The organism is Ilyomonas limi (genome assembly GCF_005233845.1).
GTDB classification, from domain to species: domain Bacteria; phylum Bacteroidota; class Bacteroidia; order Chitinophagales; family Chitinophagaceae; genus Ilyomonas; species Ilyomonas limi.
Map to the genome: position 1 here is coordinate 93323 of NZ_SZQL01000004.1, position 16695 is coordinate 110017.

A 16695-nucleotide genomic window follows, 5' to 3' on the forward strand; every position below is an offset into this window, starting at 1 on the left:
CACACTTTATCTGATTAATGTAATATCACCTGTCTTCCTGTATTTTGTACCATCCGAAAATTGAACATCCAACACATACGTATATACATCCATTGGCTGTACAACGCCTTTATATGTACCATCCCAGCCGGTTTTCTGGCTTGTGCTATTGAATACCATTGTACCCCAGCGGTTATATATTTTCCAGTCTATTTTAGCAATGCCATAGCCTTGCACCGACACCCGGCGATTGGTACCAAAAGGTGATAGCGCATTAGGCACATCTACCAGCGGTACAACAATGGAATACACCCTGGCAGTAGCAGTATCGGTACAGCCATACTGGTTATAGGCTATTAGCTGTACGGTAAAAGTGTCTGTACGGTTGTAAATATGCCTTACCAGTGTATCAAGGCGCACCGTTTCCAATTCTTCGCCATCACCAAATATCCATTTGTAACTATTAGCGCCGGTGGAAGTGTTAGTAAAAGTAGTAAACGTATTTTCCTGTGCAGGTATAGGTCCAAACGTAAAGCCTGCCACAGGACTGGCACTCACTAAAATGGTTTTAGAAAGCTGGTCTTGCTTGTTGCACGTAGCGGAGTCGAATACCGTAAGCGTAACAGTATAAGTGCCGGGGTTTTCATAATGGTGCGTTGGGTATTCCGAGCTATCTATTGGTGAGCCATCACCAAAGTTCCAGGCGAAGGTATGTCCCGCCAGCGAAGTATTATTAAATACAGCATCGTACGGTGCACAGCCATATGGCGGTGTATCAAACTGTGCCTTAACATTCGCTGCAATGCGCAAGGTATCTATTAGCACATCCGGTGCATTGCAATAGTTACTATCAATTAAATACAGCTTTACCACATACGTCCCTTCTGACGCATACGTATGCGGGGGCACCTGAATGGCAGTATCTATCGTTCCATCCCCTAAATCCCATACAAATGACTTGGGGCCAAACGGCTTGCCCGATGGATATTGCGATGTATTGTTGAACTGATAAGTAAGATTGGTACAAGGCGGCAGCTTGGTAGTAGTAAGCGAAAGCAAGGCTTTATCTCTTCTGGCACGGATGGTAGTATAAGCCGTATCGGCAATGTTGCAGGCAGAAGAGTCAATGGAAATAAGGCGCACCCGGTAGTCGCCCACCTGGGTGTACGTATGCGAAACATTTGTAGTAGTAGTGGTGGTATCCGGTGAGCCATCACCAAAGTTCCAAACGTATTTTTTACCGAGCGCCAATGTATCGGTAAAGTCAACAGTAAGGGGTACGCAGCCGGTGGTGTCGTAAGCTCGTCCTTCAATACTGGCACGAACACCATTGCCAATACCCGCCAGTTCAAAAGCCAGCTTTACTGCTGCAAGGTTGCAACCCGATCCATCGCGTGCACCATTGTAAGGCCCTACCACATTGGGGGGATATGTTTTTAACGATACGCTATGGTCTATACAATTGGCACAAATAGCCTGGTAAATAACGCCTTGCCGGTCAAAGCGGCTGGTGCCACCATCCACATGGTCGCCAAAGCCACCATTTTGCCCAAAAAAGGAGGCGTATAAGCGGTCTGATGCATTTCTTTTCAATACAAAAAAATAAAAATCATCCCCATCAGTAACAGACTGCATTGCATTAGGCGTCACCTTCAGGCGCGATGAACTTTGGTTTTGCTGATAGTTTTTATTAATACCACCCGACCAACCAGAGACGTACACATTCTCACAACGGTCAACGAGGAAAGCGGTAGGGGAAATATCGGGTAAAGCGGTGCCGCTACCAAAATTGGTAGAGTATTCAAAGGCGCTCAAGTCGGGCTTTAGCTTGCTGATAAACTGCTTACCGGTCGCTTCAGTTGTCCAGGCGCTGTTTTTAACAGGGATAATACCGGTAGCGGTGCCCATTACATAAGGAAAGCCAAACTTGTCAAACTGCACGCCATAGATAAGATCGGTACCACCGGTACCAAAATAGGTACTTCTGGACAAAGCATACGTGCTATTATTGATGACAGAAATAAATCCATCGCATATACCGCCCTGGTAAGTAGCGTGCAAAACGCCGGCAGTGATTCCCGGAAAATTGTTGCTGCCGGTTCCGCCGGCTATATACACATTGTTATTAGTAGGATTAAGGGCTAATACAAAGGCTGCATCATCTCCTTTGCCGCCCAAATAAGATGCGCAAAAAATAGTAGCTATATCGGGCGATGTTTTAATAAATACACCATCCTGCGAGCCGCCAAATGTTTTTTGAAATGCATTGGCAGTAACCGGAAAATCGGATGATTTGGTACAAGATGCCAGGTAAATATTACCGGCGGCGTCGGTAATTACTTCTGTACGGGCATCATCGCCATAATTTTGCCTGGTACTGATTGCATTTTTATTATCCAGGTCTTTAGGTCCAATATTTACACCATCCCAGGCATCGCCACCAATACGGCGACCGGCAACAAGCCCGCCATTACTATTGAATTTGGCTAAAAAAATATCAAAATCACCATTATTATTATCAGGTCCGTATTTAATTACAGTAGCAGGAAAGTTCTTTGAAGTTGTTCTTCCTGCAATGATCAGGTTTCCTGCATTATCAACAACTAAGCTATGCGGCTGTTCATCGCCACTGCCACCTACATACGTGCTATATACCCGTGCCGTAGCAGTTGGATTAAATTTGGTAAGTCCGATATCAATAGGTTGCTGGTGCGTTTCTGCCTGGTCGCCACCGCCAAATTCACTCTGGAACGCACCATTGGTAATAGGATAGCCTGTTCCAAACACAATGCCCCCCGCATATAGATTGCCGTAGCCATCATACGTAGCAGTATAACCCCAGTTATCAGCTTTACTGCCGGTATAGGTAAGAAAAACCAATGTTGGATCGATGGTTAAGGTAGCATCTTTTGGATATGTATCTACCTTAAAACGCACAGTATTGCCAGAAAGCATGAATATAGCAGGAACAGTAGACTTGGAAGTGGAAGAATAATAAGCAATCGGTGAAAGTTCGGTAACATCGCCGAGCGAAGTTTTAATAATCAGATCTCCCTTTTTTATACTTAGCCCGTCTGTACCATCAAACCGCAAAGCTATTTTGTCCGCATCGGCACCGGGATGCACAATAAAGTCGTATTTCAACTTATCGTTATCGGTGTAATACCGTACATCAATACCGGGATACATGTTTTTATACACCACTGCCTGGTATATCTTACAATTGGTAGCCCATTTAGACGGATCGTTGCCAATGAAATAATTATTGTAAGTATCTTCCTGGCGCTCGGGTACAATTTGCGGGTTGGGATTGGCGCCAACAAAAGTTACTTCATAAGCATGAGAATGTAAGATGAGATTGCTGCTTCCGCCGTCATCGGAATGCCCGCTGGTATCGTGTTTTGGATCAATATACGGCAGCTTTTGATTGCTTGCCTGTGCCCCATACGACGATTTTGGGTTATTTGCTGACGCATCGGAATGGCCGCTGTAATGCTCGGCTATACGCCGCCAGTCATCATCGCTGTTGAGTAATACTTTATAGCCATTTTTTTGCAGATAAAAAGCGCCGCCGTTCAACTCGCCGGTAAAGTTTACTTTGCTGTTCCACTGCCCTTTGTTTTCTACAAAGTCTATGTATTGAGCCTGGCTTACCTGTATGTTTGTTATTAGTGCTGCGATAAAGCCAATCAGTAGTACGTGAATTTTCAAGGTAAATTTTTTAAAATTATAGCTATTGATGCAACGTTCCTCTTACATCTCACCCTGCTTTTTTGCAAGCAAGGCAAGTAACCTATAAACGATATAAATAAGATGCTTCTTACTTATAAATGATGCCTGACAGATAAATTTTACACAAACAATTTTTTCAAAAATGCAGATAGCAGCGGTTGGGGTTAAAAGCACATATTTCTGTAAAACATGCTATTGTAAAATTACTCGTTTATACATACAAAAGCTAATAAAATAATTGTTATAGCAAGCGTTTACAGATAAAAAACAGTAGTTCTTAATCAGCATATCAACAGGCACTGTTACAACATAATTGTTACACAGCAACACATTTTATAAACTTTAGAAAAGGGTAAAAATTACAAGTGTAAGACCTGTGAAAGAACTGCCGCTCCATCGGTTTCAAAACCCCATTAAAACTACGAAATTTTACTCCATACTGTTTTGCCTTTATGCAGGTTCAAAAAAGTTTTTAAAGGTGCATTTTGCGGTAGTTCCAACTGCTCGTCCCCGTCAATCAGTCCTTCGGCAAGCAGGCGTGCTTCGGCTACTAACTGCCGGTCATCTACCAGGCTCGCCAGCTTTAAATTAAGTGCACCGCTTTGGCGCGTGCCTTCAATATCGCCAGGGCCGCGCAGCTCCAAATCACGCTCCGCAATCTTAAAGCCATCATTGGTGCTGCACATCGTTTTAATACGCTCGCGCGCATCGTTTCCTGTTTTAGAGCCGGTTAAAAGTATGCAAAAACTTTGCTCGCCGCCACGACCTACGCGCCCACGCAACTGGTGCAGTTGCGATAGCCCAAACTTCTCCGCACTTTCTATTACCATCACGCTCGCATTGGGCACATTCACGCCTACTTCTATTACTGTTGTGCTTACCATTATGTGCGTATTGCCTTCTACAAAACGCTGCATGTTTATTTCTTTCTGCTCCGCTGGCTGCCTGCCATGCACCATGCTGATGCGAAACTTTGGCTCGGGGAAATAGCTTTTTACCTGCTCATAACCCTGCATCAGATCTTCATAGCTTAGTTTTTCACTTTCTTCTATCAATGGATAAATAATATATGCCTGTCTGCCTTTGTCTATTTCACTTCGTATAAAACCCATCACATTGGCACGGTGCATCTCATTGCGATGTACCGTAGTAATGGGTTTGCGGCCCGGCGGCAACTCATCTATTACACTGTAGTCGAGATCGCCGTAAGCCGTCATTGCCAGCGTGCGCGGGATGGGCGTTGCCGTCATCACCAATACATGCGGCGGAATGGCTGCTTTCGACCACAATTTTGCCCGCTGTGCCACACCAAAACGGTGTTGTTCATCCACAATAGCTAAGCCCAGATTGCTGAATTGCACCGTATCTTCAATAATAGCGTGTGTGCCAACTACCATATTCAAAGAGCCTTCGGCAAGTTGTTGCAAAACTTCTTTTCGCTGTTTTGCTTTGGTGCTGCCGGTAAGCAATGCAATAGTTATCGGCAAATCTTTCAGCAATTCTGTTAACCCGTTATAATGCTGCTGTGCCAGTATTTCTGTTGGTGCCATCAGGCAGCTTTGAAAGCCGTTGTCTGCCGCCAGCAGCATACTTAACAATGCAACTATTGTCTTTCCGCTTCCCACATCGCCTTGCAATAAGCGGTTCATTTGATGTCCGTGCAGCGTATCTTGCCGTATTTCACGCAGCACACGCTTTTGCGCGCCGGTGAGTTCAAATGGTAAATAGTTATTGTAAAACGTATTGAACAGATCGCCAACCTTAGTGAATACGTTTCCGTGGCTATGATGGTTGCGGTGGATGCGCACAATATTTAAACGAACCTGCGCAATAAACAATTCCTCAAACTTGAGTCGTCGCAATGCCTCGTTGTATTCTTGTATAGATGCAGGAAAATGAATTTGCCGGAAAGCCTGAAAACGGGATATAAGCTGCATTTTTTTGATAATGTTTGCAGGCAATATTTCAGGAATATCTTTCTCGCTCAGTTGCGATATTAAGGCATAAGTAAGCTTGCCAATTTGCCGCGCATTCAGCCCGCGTGCTTTCAGTTTTTCGGTAGTAGAATAAATAGGTTCTAAAAAAGGTTTGCCATCCGCTTTGGCTTCTTTTACGGCTTCAATTTCAGGATGCGACATTTGCGGCTTACCGTTAAAAAAGCCGGCTTTGCCATACACGAGGTAATAGTCACCTTCCCGCAACATTTTTTCTACCCAGTTAATCCCCTGAAACCACGTGAGTTCCAGCGTGCCGCTGCTGTCTTTTACCTGCGCTACCAGGCGACGTGTTCTCTTTTCGCCCAGTATCTCGCAATGCAACAGCCGGGCGTTTACCTGTACAAAATCGGTCTCTGGCGTAATGGATGCAATAAGACTTATATTGGTTTTATCTATATGGCGCAATGGATAATGCTCCAGCAGGTCGCGGAAACTATGAATGTTTAAATCCTTGCGCAGCATATCACCACGCAAAGGACCTACACCTTTGAGGTATTCTATGGGTGAATCTAATATGGACGGAGCGGTGAAAATTGCTAAATATTTTGGTTACAAATATCGTAAATGAATAATTAGAAAGGCGTTAATGTAAGACAGAAATAAGATTAAGGACGAAGTATTTACAACTAGTATAAAAAATGTCACTTTTACAATTAAACGCATACTTTGCTATTTTTAGCACATGAACAGGATTGAAAGAATACAGCAAATGCTCCAGGCATCGCCACAGGATAATTTTTTGCGCCATGCATTGGCATTGGAATATATAAAAACGGGCGATGATACCGAGGCAGAAAAACTTTTCAAAGCTATCCTTACTGAATGTCCGGATTATGTTGGTTCTTATTATCATCTTGCCAAACTACTGGAACGTAATGGCAATACACAGGAAGCTATCAACTGGTACGAGCAAGGTATGCAGGCTGCCAAAAAAACAAATGATATGCATGCATACAATGAGTTGCAAAGCGCATATGAAGATTTGGTGTATTAATATAAAGAGCCAGGAAAAATTACAACTATTTTGATGCGTAAAAAACGATTGTTGAAAAACAGGGAAAAAAATCAACACTGCTACAAATGAATGATGCAGAATGCGGTACAGAGAATAAGCTTTTACGGGAAAAAAGGATTAAGAAGGTTATGAGATGGGCTGAGCTAAAATAAAAAGTCTCTGTAGAAACAGAGGCTTAGCCTAAGAATAATTATTATTCCCTGGCAGCAAAAAGTATCTTGAAATGCAATAATTATGAGGCTATTGCAAATAAGCGAATTTTAACATTGGTTTTCAGAAACGTTTTTTATGAGATAAGGCTGGATAACAAATATAAACTTTTTTTGCATAAAAAGAAACTGTCTGGCTATTTTTTTATCAGGCATTTTAAGTGCAATAAAATATGCGGTACGGGTTGGCTTAAAAGTTGTCGCTATCTTATTATACATCACAAAAACCTTATTCTATGTTGTTCTTCAATTTGCAAACAGAAAACTACTTCAATGGCTTCGACTACAATACGTTGCCGGGTTATGCACCTACCATTTCGGCTTACGCCAGCGATATTGGAGATGACGATGATGATGACGATGATGACGACGACGATCTGGAGGATTTGGATGATGATACCTTAATTGATGACACCGACGACGATATGGATTTTGATGATACGGAATTGACTGATGATGATTTTGACGATGACGATCTGGACGAAGATGATGAAGACGACGATGATGAGGACGTGATTTAATAGATAATTTTACCTATGCAAAACAGCCGGCATTTTGCCGGCTGTTTTGCATAGCAATGCATATAATATCTTTAGTTCAAAGTGCACATTACCCGAGACTCACCCCATTGCCCCTTGATGCTTACAGCTTAGGCAGAGTAATTTATAATCAGGCACTCCAACTTTTAGCATTTACCGTATAAGTACCGAGGTGCCTTTTAAAAAATAAGGTTTGCCGGTGTCACTGTGGGTATAAGAAAATACCCATACATATGTGCCGTTGGCTGCCGGCTGACCATTGATAGTACCATCCCATTTTTGCTGCCAGTTGTTGGTACGAAATACCAACTGTCCATAACGATTATATACTCTAAAATCTACATGATTTGCTTTGTAGGCATTGAGTGGGTACAAAAAATCGTTTCTGCCATCGCCATTGGGGGTAAATGCCGTGGGCACAGCTATATAACAACTGAATGGTACTTTTACTACTTGCAAAGCTGTATCGTAGCAGTTGTGTTCGTTTTGTACAATCAGACTTACAGTATAATTCTTTTCTCCCTCCGACTGCGGGTAAAACTGTACGGGCGGTATCTTTTGCAAATAGTTATCTGTAAACCCGAAGTTCCACTTATACGCAACAATATTTCCTATACTGCTATCTGCAAAAACAACCGGATCTGTTGGGCAAATAACTGCCGGGCCATTCATACGGGCTTTCAATTCATTATCCAGGTTTACGGTAGTGGTAGCTGTATCGCTGCAGAAGCCGTTAGATACCATTAATTTTATCTTTTTTTCACCATACGAGTTGTACACTACCTGCGCTTGCTGAGTGGTGCGGCTGTAATTGCCATCAAACAGCCAGTTCCATTGATGTACGTCATTCTTGCCATCATGTGCAACCAATACTGTATCCCATTTACAACCATATAAAAGGGTAGTTGTAATAGCCGCCGACACCGTATCTTTTACGCTAAACGATAAAGAAGAACCGGCAGGCGTTATCTCACCACACTCATCTATTAAGGTAGTGCCATCTGTGCCATTTTTCAAAGCAATGGTATAAGTGCCATTGTGTACGATAGGTGTAGCAAGATGCACTAAAATGGAATTGCTCACACCATCGTTGCAGGTGCCTTCTGCACGGGAAATAGCAACCTGCGAAGGTCCTGTGATGATAAAATCGCTGCCATCATCTGCTATGCTGCTGCAACGCATAGGCTTCGCAAATACCAGTTGCAATGTTTGCGGTGCACAGGCGGGTGTAGTGAGACTATCCATTGGCGTAGGCTGCTTAGGCAATACAATAACCGATACAGAAGCTCCTTCGGGCACGCTATTATCACAATTATCCAGCAATGTATTATCATCGCTACCCTTGTTCATTTGTATTGTATAGCTGCCCGGCGCTAACGATTTGTTTAATTTAATAACCAGCTTATCCATGTCGAAGCCGGAGGCGCAGCTTACCGCATCGGCGGCAACAACGAGTACACCCGGCGCACTAATGCTGAAATCGCTGCCATCGGCAGCAAGTGAAGTGCATTGCATTTTTTTGTTAAGGGTAATAGTAATGGCGGAGCCATCGCAATCAGCCGCAGCACTTGCCAGATTTGGAGGTAGCGTGTCGGTAATGGAGGCTGTGCCACCGTTGAAGGAAAGCGAGTACCCACTTTGCGTAGGAGTGAAGTGGCTAATGAGTAACAAATAGGTATGCCCCTGAACAATGTTGGGCATAGCGGCAAAGGTGGGTTTATTTTCTGTAGGATTGGAGCCGCATTGCCGGTAGCTGACACCTGTAGAGGATGTGCCGGTGGTACCATACGTGCCAGCCCAGTTAGCGGTAACGGTAAGTGATTCATTGGTATATACTTCATCGGGTGAGTGGCCGGTTATATCAAACAATTGCCAGTCGTAGTCTTCATCAAGATTTTTGGGAGTAATAACAAAGCCAAGCGTACCGCTTTTAAAGCACGTAAACTTATACCAGAATGGGTTGGTATCATCTGTATTACAGCCGCCCGGTACCGGACGATTGGAGCAAAGTGGTACACTTTCCTGCACAAAATTTTTGGTGCCGCACACCGGAAAAGCGCTGGCGGGTGTTTGCCCACGTACAGTACATGCTTGCCCGTTTGCTTTTAAAAAGCCAACTGTCATAAGCAGAAAAAAAATGGTTTTGAAGTACATACTACCAAGAGGCTGCAAATGGAAATAATGCTGCCGGCATAAAGTCAACATTTTACAACGGGATTTTCAAAAGCTCAAGTGTTAAAATAAATAAAAAGTAGATGCGCGTATTTTGAATTACGAAACTAATCGTACATTTGTTACGAAATAATTCGTAAACAGATTAAATGAACCTCAAACCATGAAACATGTATTGCAAAATTCAAAAATCGCTCTTTTTGCTGGGCTGTTTATTATTGTTATCGGCACATCAGCCTGGCAACTTCAAACCAACGAGGAGCCTGCGGCACAAGACAATGAGCAAACCAGTAGCGGCGACACTACCCGACCCGGTGCAGTTTATCCTGATAAAATTGACCTTGGAATAAACACTGATTCTATACTGAAAGCAGCCCAGGCGGCAGTATCGGCTATTGATTTTAATAAAATACAGCAGCAAATCAATGCTTCTCTGGCCAATATCAATTTTGATGAAATTAATAAAAACATAGAAGCTTCTATGAAAAATATTGATTGGGATAGAATGAAAATAGAAGTAAATAAAGCAATGGACGAAGCTAAAGCCGAGATAGCTAAGGTGAATACCAAAGAAATAAAGGCAAGCCTGGAAAAAGCAAAAGCAGAACTAAAAAGCGAGCAGTTTAAGAAACAAATTGACTTATCCAATTTGCAAAAGGAAGTACAGGAAAGTATGGTAAAAGCAAAGAAAGAAATAGAAAAGGCTAAAACTGAAATTGCTAACTACAGAAACTTTGTAGCTGCATTGCAAAGCGATGGGCTGATAAAAGCCGGTGAGCCGTACAAAATAGAACTAAAAGATAATGTGCTGTATATAAATGGTGTAAAACAAACCAAAGAAACAACTGAAAAATACCGCAAATATTATCTGGGCAAAACACACTTTACCATTTACGATAACAAAAATAAAAACGATAAAGAGGAGGAAGGAACAGATTTGTAGTTATTTTATACCGGTATAAGCCAGAATAACTGTTTAACCTGTCTAGTGCAAGAACCTGGCAGGTTATTACATGGTTGTACCTGTAAGGTAAGCTGAAACTACTTCGTTCACATTATAATAGTAAGTCTCAACCATTTCCATTTTATTTGTTGATGATTTTTCTTTTGAATAAATAATACATCGGCACGCCTGTCAACATCAGCACCGCACCAATGGCTGCTTCCCGCGGTCTGCTGAAAACTGTATTGATAACCAATATCACACAAAACACAACAACTATTGCCGGCACAACAGGATAACCCCACACTTTGTAAGGCCGGTGTGCATCAGGCATTTTTTTGCGAAGAATAAAAACGCCGAGTGTTGTTGCACCGTAAAAGATGAATACGGAAAAAATGATCATATCGGTGAGCTGGTCAAATGTTCCGGAAAGCACCAGTATGCATGCCCACACACATTGATATAGCAAGGAATTTACGGGCGCTTCTTTGTTGTTCAGCTTGGCCACGGGCTTAAAAAATAAGCCTTCATTTGCCATAGCAAAATAAGGTCGGCAGCTTGCAAGTATAGTGGCATTGCAACAACCTAATGTTGTAACAATAATTAATAGCGAGATAAACAAAGCGCCGTTCTCACCCCAAAAACTTCTTACTGCTTCAATAGCTGCAATCTTGTTTCCTTTATTGTAAATTTCTTCCAGTTGCGGAATGGGCAATAACGATAGATAAGCTGTATTCACTAACAGGTAAAGCCCAATGATGGTAAAAATGCCAATTACAATGCCACGCGGAAGATTCCTTTTCGCGTCTTTTATTTCGCCCCCAACATACCCTACTGATGCCCAGCCCTGATATGCCCAAAAAGCAGCAAGCATTGCAGTAAATACCATGTTTAATGTTACAGGTGTTACATTGGATGTCTTCCATTCTATACGGTTAAAATCAGCAGCGCTGCTGGTTAAGCCAAACGCAATAATGGTAAAGATGCTTCCAAACACCAGCAATAAAATAGCCATGCTTACACCTGCACCTGTTTTAATGCCTTTTGTATTTATCCATGTTAGTATAATGATGAGCATAATGGCAACCAGCTTTACATTTAAATCAGCAAAAGGAAAAAACACGCCGCCGATACTCCATTTTGCAAGCGCCGGCAATACATCGGGTAAATGCACAATGCTGTTTAACGATTGCGCAAATACATAAGCCAGCGCAGCTATTGCCGCTGTTTGAATAATGGTAAACAGTGACCATCCAAATAGGAATGCAAAAAATTTATTGTAGATTTTTTGGTAATACACATATTCGCCGCCTGTAGCTGCAAGCAAGCCTGCAACTTCTGCATTGCACAAAGCACCAAATAAACTGATGATACCTGCAAGCACCCAACACACCAGCACCCAACCCGATGAATGCAGTTCGGCAGCCATGGGCGCTACTTTTTTATATACACCGGAACCAATAATGTTTCCAATAACTACAACAACTACCAACCGTAACCCTAGTGATTTGCTTAACTGCGGCGTGTGTGTTTCTCTCATGCGTTTTTGGATGAGGAAACAATATAGGTATCTTATTTAAATGCACATAATTTGGTTTGTGCAGGCATTATTTTTTAAGGAGGAGATGCCTCGTTTAAATTACCATTATAGCTGATTTTTTACTTTGCCCTTTCTTAAAAGAAGCGCCTGAATATTTGTATGATAAGAGACAACAGCAAGCTCAGCAAAATCATGGTAGTGATGGGAAAATAAAACCGGAAATTATCTTTTTCAATACGGATGTCGCCCGGCAACCTGCCGAGCCACTGTATTTTATCGTGAAAAAAATAAATAAAAACACCTGCCAATAAAACGAAGGCGCCAATAAGCATGAGCCATTTGCCGGTATCGCTGTTCATACTACAAAATTAAGTTGAAAGCAGCAGGAAGAAAGAGGTAATGTTATTTGAAAGCTTTATAAAAATTGTTACAAATGAAATGGAAGTACATAATATCTTTACCGCCGTTAAGCCAACTTAGCTCAGTTGGTAGAGCATTTCATTCGTAATGAAAGGGTCGTCGGTTCGACTCCGATAGTTGGCTCAAGGATTCAAACTCAATAGCAGCAATGGTTCTGGAAGTTCTGGAACCATTTTATTTTCTCAATGTCAAACAGCGTGCAATAATACCTTTTAAAGTCTATGATAGTTATGTTGTTGTGAAGTCAGTTTCCCTAACATTGATGCGTGGAGTTTATAGGCATTTTTTAATTGTTGTTTTTATGGCTGCTTTTTCTCCATCACAAACTCATTAAAGCAGGGAGATAAAGAAGACAAGCGAAGCATACAGGTGAGTGTATGCTTCAACTACCTGATAATACTGAATGGACTATAATTGACCTATAGCAGCCTATCTTTTGTTTGTTGATACATTTATTCACAAGTTAAGCACATTCAAATCCTAACATATTTAGCATTTCCAAATTTCTTAGTAAATTGCTGTCATTAAATAAACTCGAAAATTTATTCTTATGGCACGCGTATTAGTTGGAAGAGAAGGACCCATTGATGATAGTCATGGGAAAGCAATTTATTACATGGAAAAACTGTTTCCATATTTTGAAGGGCGATTTGATATTCATGGTTCTATCAAAAAGTCTAACTTACCTGAAGAAGAGAAAAAGTTAGCAAGAAGATTAGTACAGGAAATAGAAAATATAATGATACATGAAGAAGGTTATGCTTCATTATATCCAGATGCAAACTGTTGGCGCAAATTGACACCAAGGGGTAGAAAGTTTCAAGATGAAATATGCCAACAACTTCTATTTGATAAACTTAAACAAAGCCGAAATTACACTATACCAATTGTACATGGTATGGGGGTACTTCTCAATGGAAAGCAAGCATTGATTGATAAAGAGATAATAGTTGAAACAACATCATCTAACAATGTAAAAAGCATTAGGCTTAATTCTGAAGTAACTGGTGCAAGCAATGTAAAGGAAGCAATAAGAATTCTTGAAAGGAAGAATGCGATACCAATAACATCAATCAACTATCATGGTCCTGTAACTAATGGCAATGGTAGCCATATATCAGGTAGAGACACAATCATCAATGAGCCGGATGAAGAACAAAATGAAATAGCAAAGCAAGGACTTAATGTAAGTAAAAAATCACTCTTCTGGACTATTTTCGGAGTTATTGTAGCTATTATAACAATACTAATAAGTTGTCACCAATAACTCATAAATAAAAAGCCCTGACAATAAACGGCAGGGCTAATTTTATATTGACTATTATATTTTATTCAGCTACTACCAGTTCCTTAGTATCTACACTCCCTTCAACATTGTATAGTGAGTGACTACTTATCATGCCTGATAAACATTGCCATAGTGGCTGAAATTCAATGAATACTATGTATATAAATATCATGAACATACATAGTGTAGATTTTTTTAATTCGTAATGAAAGGGTCGTCGGTTCGACTTCGATAGTTGGCTCAATAAAGCGGTGCCATTAATGGCACCGCTTTATAATTATTCTCAGAAGCTGTTTAAAATTAAGTAAGTAATTTATTGAGAGTTATGGTGATTGCAGCCATAATAATCATAGCTTTTGAACATTCTATGTTCTTTTCATAGTCTTTAGCCAGTCTTCTGAAGTTAGTCAGCCAGGCAATGCTTCTTTCCACTACCCATCGCTTTGGAAGCACTTTAAAAGGTCCTGCTTTTTTGTTCACTATCTTCCATTTGATCTTTCCTTTTCGATCAAAAGGAGGATCACCTTTGAAAGCACCATCGGCAAAGATGGTGGTGATAGTGCCATAATCTTCGACTTGCTCCTTGAGCACGCATACTGCTTTGCTATCATGAACGCTTGCTGCAGTTACACCAGCTGCTATAATATTGCCCTGCGTATCAGCAGCAATGCTTCGCTTTCGTCCTTTTACCTTCTTGCCACCATCATAACCTATCTGCTCACTCACCCCAGCGGGTGTTTTAATACTCTGAGTATCAATAACTGCTGCGGTAGGCTCCTTTGCCCTGCCGTTGTTTTTACGCACTTTACCCACTAATTTATACAACAGATTTTCCAGTACTGCATATGCCATCCACTTACGGTAGTAATAATACACTAACTCCCATTTACCATATACTTCCTCCGGTAACATCCGCCACTGGCATCCTGTTCTGAGCAAATAGATAATACTACTGACAATCACCTGTAAAGATTGTTTGCCTTTCCTGCTCTTACTGTCAAAGTATGGCTTAACTTCATCCCACTGGGAATCAGATAGCATAAAAGGATAATTCATCGCAACTGAATTTGGTTCAACCTTTTGTTCGCAAACCTGATTCCCTTCCCTGTCTTTAATTTATAAAATTTAAACAGCCTCTTACATACTTTTTAAAATAAAACAAGCTGTCATAAAAAGCAGCTTGTTTTATTTTTCTATCAGAGCTATCCGTAAAGCATCAGTATTATCCCGATTTTTAACCATATCCTGATTACATTTACTGTATCAGCTTTGCTATTTGTTGCAGTGGCAGCGAGTTGGCATATTTTATCACCTGGTCTTGTGTAGCTCCGGTAACTTTAAAGGTAACCAGGGCGGTGTTCAGCGGTATTTGCAGCGAATAATCCGAAGGTCCGGTAGTGTTTTCGCCATCGTTGTTCAGCCTTCCTTTATAGCCTTGTATTTTTATCGCTTTCGACTTTTCGCTGTTCATCATGCCACCAATAATTGGTGTATTCAAAAATGCGCTAAGGGTGCCAATCAGCGGCGAATTATTGATGATGTCCAGTTCGGCAGTTTGCGTGCCGCCTTGTCCCCAGGTACGGTGTATGGTTGCACCTATAAAACCACTATTGGCATATACATTATCCTGCTTGGTATCTACGCTCATGGTATCCAAAGTGGCAGGCAACATTTGAAGCACTTTTTTGCCGGTAAGAATATCTACTTCGGCAATGGCCTGCTGCAAGGCAAAATGTGCATCTTCCAGCTTGTTGGCACTATACGAGCTTTTGGCAGTAGCGAGGTATTTGCTGAGGTCTTGTTGTTGTGCAGTGGCAACAGCGGCACTGCTTACGAAAATAACAGCTATGATAAATGATTTCATAAATTGAATTGGTTTTAAAGGTTTATTGTTCGCCCATTAGTTTTTTAATACCGGTGATATCAAAAGATTCGGCAGCCTTCATTACTTCATCTTCGGTAGCAAAGTTTACGCATTGCCACGCTATAACGGTTGATTGCCCCATCTGTGCTATCAGCGAATAGCCGGTGCTTTCGTCAAACTGGATAATGGCTTTCTCACCTTTTACCTGCACCTGCTTAATGTTGGGATTTTTCTCCATCATATTATTTTGCACATATGCATTATTGAAGTACATGCCTACCAAACTCGCATACATTGGAATATTACCAATCATTACCGTCATTTGTTTATCCTTTCCATCGCTATACACCGCTTGTATGGTCATGTTGGTCCAGCCAAACTGCGTGCTCGATACTACATTTTTGGTGGTGTCTTTTGTAAGTCCGTCCACGGTATTGGGCAACGATTGAAGAATTTGCCTGCCTAATTGAATTTCAACACCCATGATGGCTTGCTGCAAGGCATATCTTACCTGGCTATAGTTGGTGTCTTTGCTGGCAGTTTCAGCCTTTGCAATGTTGCTGAGTACATCGGGGGGTGCGGTGTTGGTAAGCCCGGCGCCGGTACGGTTTACGGGGCCGCTGCTATTATTGGATGCAGCCGAACTATTGTTATCGCTGTTACTGGTAGATGACGAGGAACTGTTATTGTTACCTTTCAAATCATTTACTTTGTCATTTACCTTGTCTTTCAGCTTTTTCAAAAGCCCTTGTGCCTGTACCTGCGGCGCTAAGCAGCTAAATAGAACAACTGCGGAGAGGCAAGCAATTACTTTTTTCATGTTTTATGGTTTAGTGAGAATAAAAGCAGTAGAAAACGGTTGTCGAAAATAACGAAAAAAGTAAATGATTAAGGAATTGCTTAATATTTTGTTGTAATACAATCTAAACCCATTATTCTATTTTTTTATTTAAAAAAGTATACATTTTATTGAAGTAATCAATATACTGGAATCGCA

12 protein-coding genes and 1 tRNA gene are annotated in these 16695 nt (G+C 41.4%); 5 read left to right on the forward strand and 8 right to left on the reverse strand.

The window, feature by feature from the left end:
* Positions 1–6 precede the first annotated feature (6 nt).
* Together FC093_RS06805 and recG are read right to left on the reverse strand one after the other, a co-directional pair.
* Positions 7–3690 (reverse strand): DUF7948 domain-containing protein, encoded by a 3684-nt coding sequence (locus tag FC093_RS06805; protein ID WP_240743223.1) that lies wholly within the window; start codon positions 3688–3690, stop codon positions 7–9.
* Between the two features lie 440 nt (positions 3691–4130).
* Entirely contained in the window at positions 4131–6242 is a 2112-nt protein-coding gene (recG, locus tag FC093_RS06810; RefSeq protein ID WP_137261006.1) for an ATP-dependent DNA helicase RecG, read from the reverse strand.
* 148 nt (positions 6243–6390) lie between these two features.
* Between recG and FC093_RS06815 the strand changes: the two genes are divergently transcribed.
* Both FC093_RS06815 and FC093_RS06820 read left to right on the forward strand, forming a co-directional pair.
* On the forward strand, positions 6391–6702 hold the full coding sequence (locus FC093_RS06815) for a tetratricopeptide repeat protein (RefSeq protein WP_137261007.1): 312 nt from the start codon (positions 6391–6393) through the stop codon (positions 6700–6702).
* Positions 6703–7168: 466 nt separating this feature from the next.
* The gene (locus tag FC093_RS06820) at positions 7169–7453 is read left to right on the forward strand and encodes a hypothetical protein (RefSeq protein WP_137261008.1); all 285 of its coding nucleotides are present in this window, start codon (positions 7169–7171) and stop codon (positions 7451–7453) included.
* A 171-nt stretch (positions 7454–7624) separates the two neighbouring features.
* Here the strand turns inward: FC093_RS06820 and FC093_RS06825 are convergent, their stop codons facing one another.
* Positions 7625–9595, reverse strand: coding sequence for a gliding motility-associated C-terminal domain-containing protein (locus tag FC093_RS06825; protein WP_240743225.1), 1971 nt, complete (start codon positions 9593–9595; stop codon positions 7625–7627).
* Positions 9596–9806: 211 nt separating this feature from the next.
* Between FC093_RS06825 and FC093_RS06830 the strand changes: the two genes are divergently transcribed.
* Positions 9807–10586 (forward strand): hypothetical protein, encoded by a 780-nt coding sequence (locus tag FC093_RS06830; protein WP_137261009.1) that lies wholly within the window; start codon positions 9807–9809, stop codon positions 10584–10586.
* Between the two features lie 142 nt (positions 10587–10728).
* Here the strand turns inward: FC093_RS06830 and FC093_RS06835 are convergent, their stop codons facing one another.
* Positions 10729–12126, reverse strand: a complete 1398-nt coding sequence (locus tag FC093_RS06835; protein ID WP_137261010.1) for an APC family permease — start codon at positions 12124–12126, stop codon at positions 10729–10731.
* Between the two features lie 134 nt (positions 12127–12260).
* The gene (locus FC093_RS06840; protein WP_137261011.1) at positions 12261–12485 is read right to left on the reverse strand and encodes a DUF2905 domain-containing protein; all 225 of its coding nucleotides are present in this window, start codon (positions 12483–12485) and stop codon (positions 12261–12263) included.
* Positions 12486–12596: 111 nt separating this feature from the next.
* Here FC093_RS06840 and FC093_RS06845 point away from each other — a divergent pair.
* Together FC093_RS06845 and FC093_RS06850 are read left to right on the forward strand one after the other, a co-directional pair.
* Positions 12597–12669: transfer RNA gene (locus FC093_RS06845), tRNA-Thr, on the forward strand.
* Between the two features lie 427 nt (positions 12670–13096).
* Entirely contained in the window at positions 13097–13813 is a 717-nt protein-coding gene (locus FC093_RS06850; protein WP_137261012.1) for a hypothetical protein, read from the forward strand.
* A gap of 321 nt (positions 13814–14134) precedes the next feature.
* On the opposite strand, the gene FC093_RS06855 is transcribed toward FC093_RS06850, so the two are convergent.
* The 3 genes from FC093_RS06855 to FC093_RS06865 all read right to left on the reverse strand — a co-directional run bounded on the left by FC093_RS06855 (position 14135) and on the right by FC093_RS06865 (position 16518).
* Positions 14135–14875, reverse strand: coding sequence for an IS5 family transposase (locus FC093_RS06855; RefSeq protein WP_170971012.1), 741 nt, complete (start codon positions 14873–14875; stop codon positions 14135–14137).
* Between the two features lie 214 nt (positions 14876–15089).
* On the reverse strand, positions 15090–15698 hold the full coding sequence (locus tag FC093_RS06860) for a hypothetical protein (RefSeq protein ID WP_137261014.1): 609 nt from the start codon (positions 15696–15698) through the stop codon (positions 15090–15092).
* A 22-nt stretch (positions 15699–15720) separates the two neighbouring features.
* Entirely contained in the window at positions 15721–16518 is a 798-nt protein-coding gene (locus tag FC093_RS06865) for a hypothetical protein (RefSeq protein ID WP_137261015.1), read from the reverse strand.
* Between the last annotated feature and the right edge of the window lie 177 nt (positions 16519–16695).

Coding starts and splice junctions, on each gene's coding strand:
- FC093_RS06850 (WP_137261012.1), top strand. CDS start 13,097: ATGGCACGCGTATTAGTTGGAAGAGAAGGACCCATTGATGATAGTCAT.
- FC093_RS06860 (WP_137261014.1), bottom strand. CDS start 15,698: ATGAAATCATTTATCATAGCTGTTATTTTCGTAAGCAGTGCCGCTGTT.
- FC093_RS06840 (WP_137261011.1), bottom strand. CDS start 12,485: ATGAACAGCGATACCGGCAAATGGCTCATGCTTATTGGCGCCTTCGTT.
- FC093_RS06815 (WP_137261007.1), top strand. CDS start 6,391: ATGAACAGGATTGAAAGAATACAGCAAATGCTCCAGGCATCGCCACAG.
- FC093_RS06820 (WP_137261008.1), top strand. CDS start 7,169: ATGTTGTTCTTCAATTTGCAAACAGAAAACTACTTCAATGGCTTCGAC.
- FC093_RS06865 (WP_137261015.1), bottom strand. CDS start 16,518: ATGAAAAAAGTAATTGCTTGCCTCTCCGCAGTTGTTCTATTTAGCTGC.
- FC093_RS06825 (WP_240743225.1), bottom strand. CDS start 9,595: ATGACAGTTGGCTTTTTAAAAGCAAACGGGCAAGCATGTACTGTACGT.
- FC093_RS06855 (WP_170971012.1), bottom strand. CDS start 14,875: ATGCTATCTGATTCCCAGTGGGATGAAGTTAAGCCATACTTTGACAGT.
- FC093_RS06835 (WP_137261010.1), bottom strand. CDS start 12,126: ATGAGAGAAACACACACGCCGCAGTTAAGCAAATCACTAGGGTTACGG.
- FC093_RS06830 (WP_137261009.1), top strand. CDS start 9,807: ATGAAACATGTATTGCAAAATTCAAAAATCGCTCTTTTTGCTGGGCTG.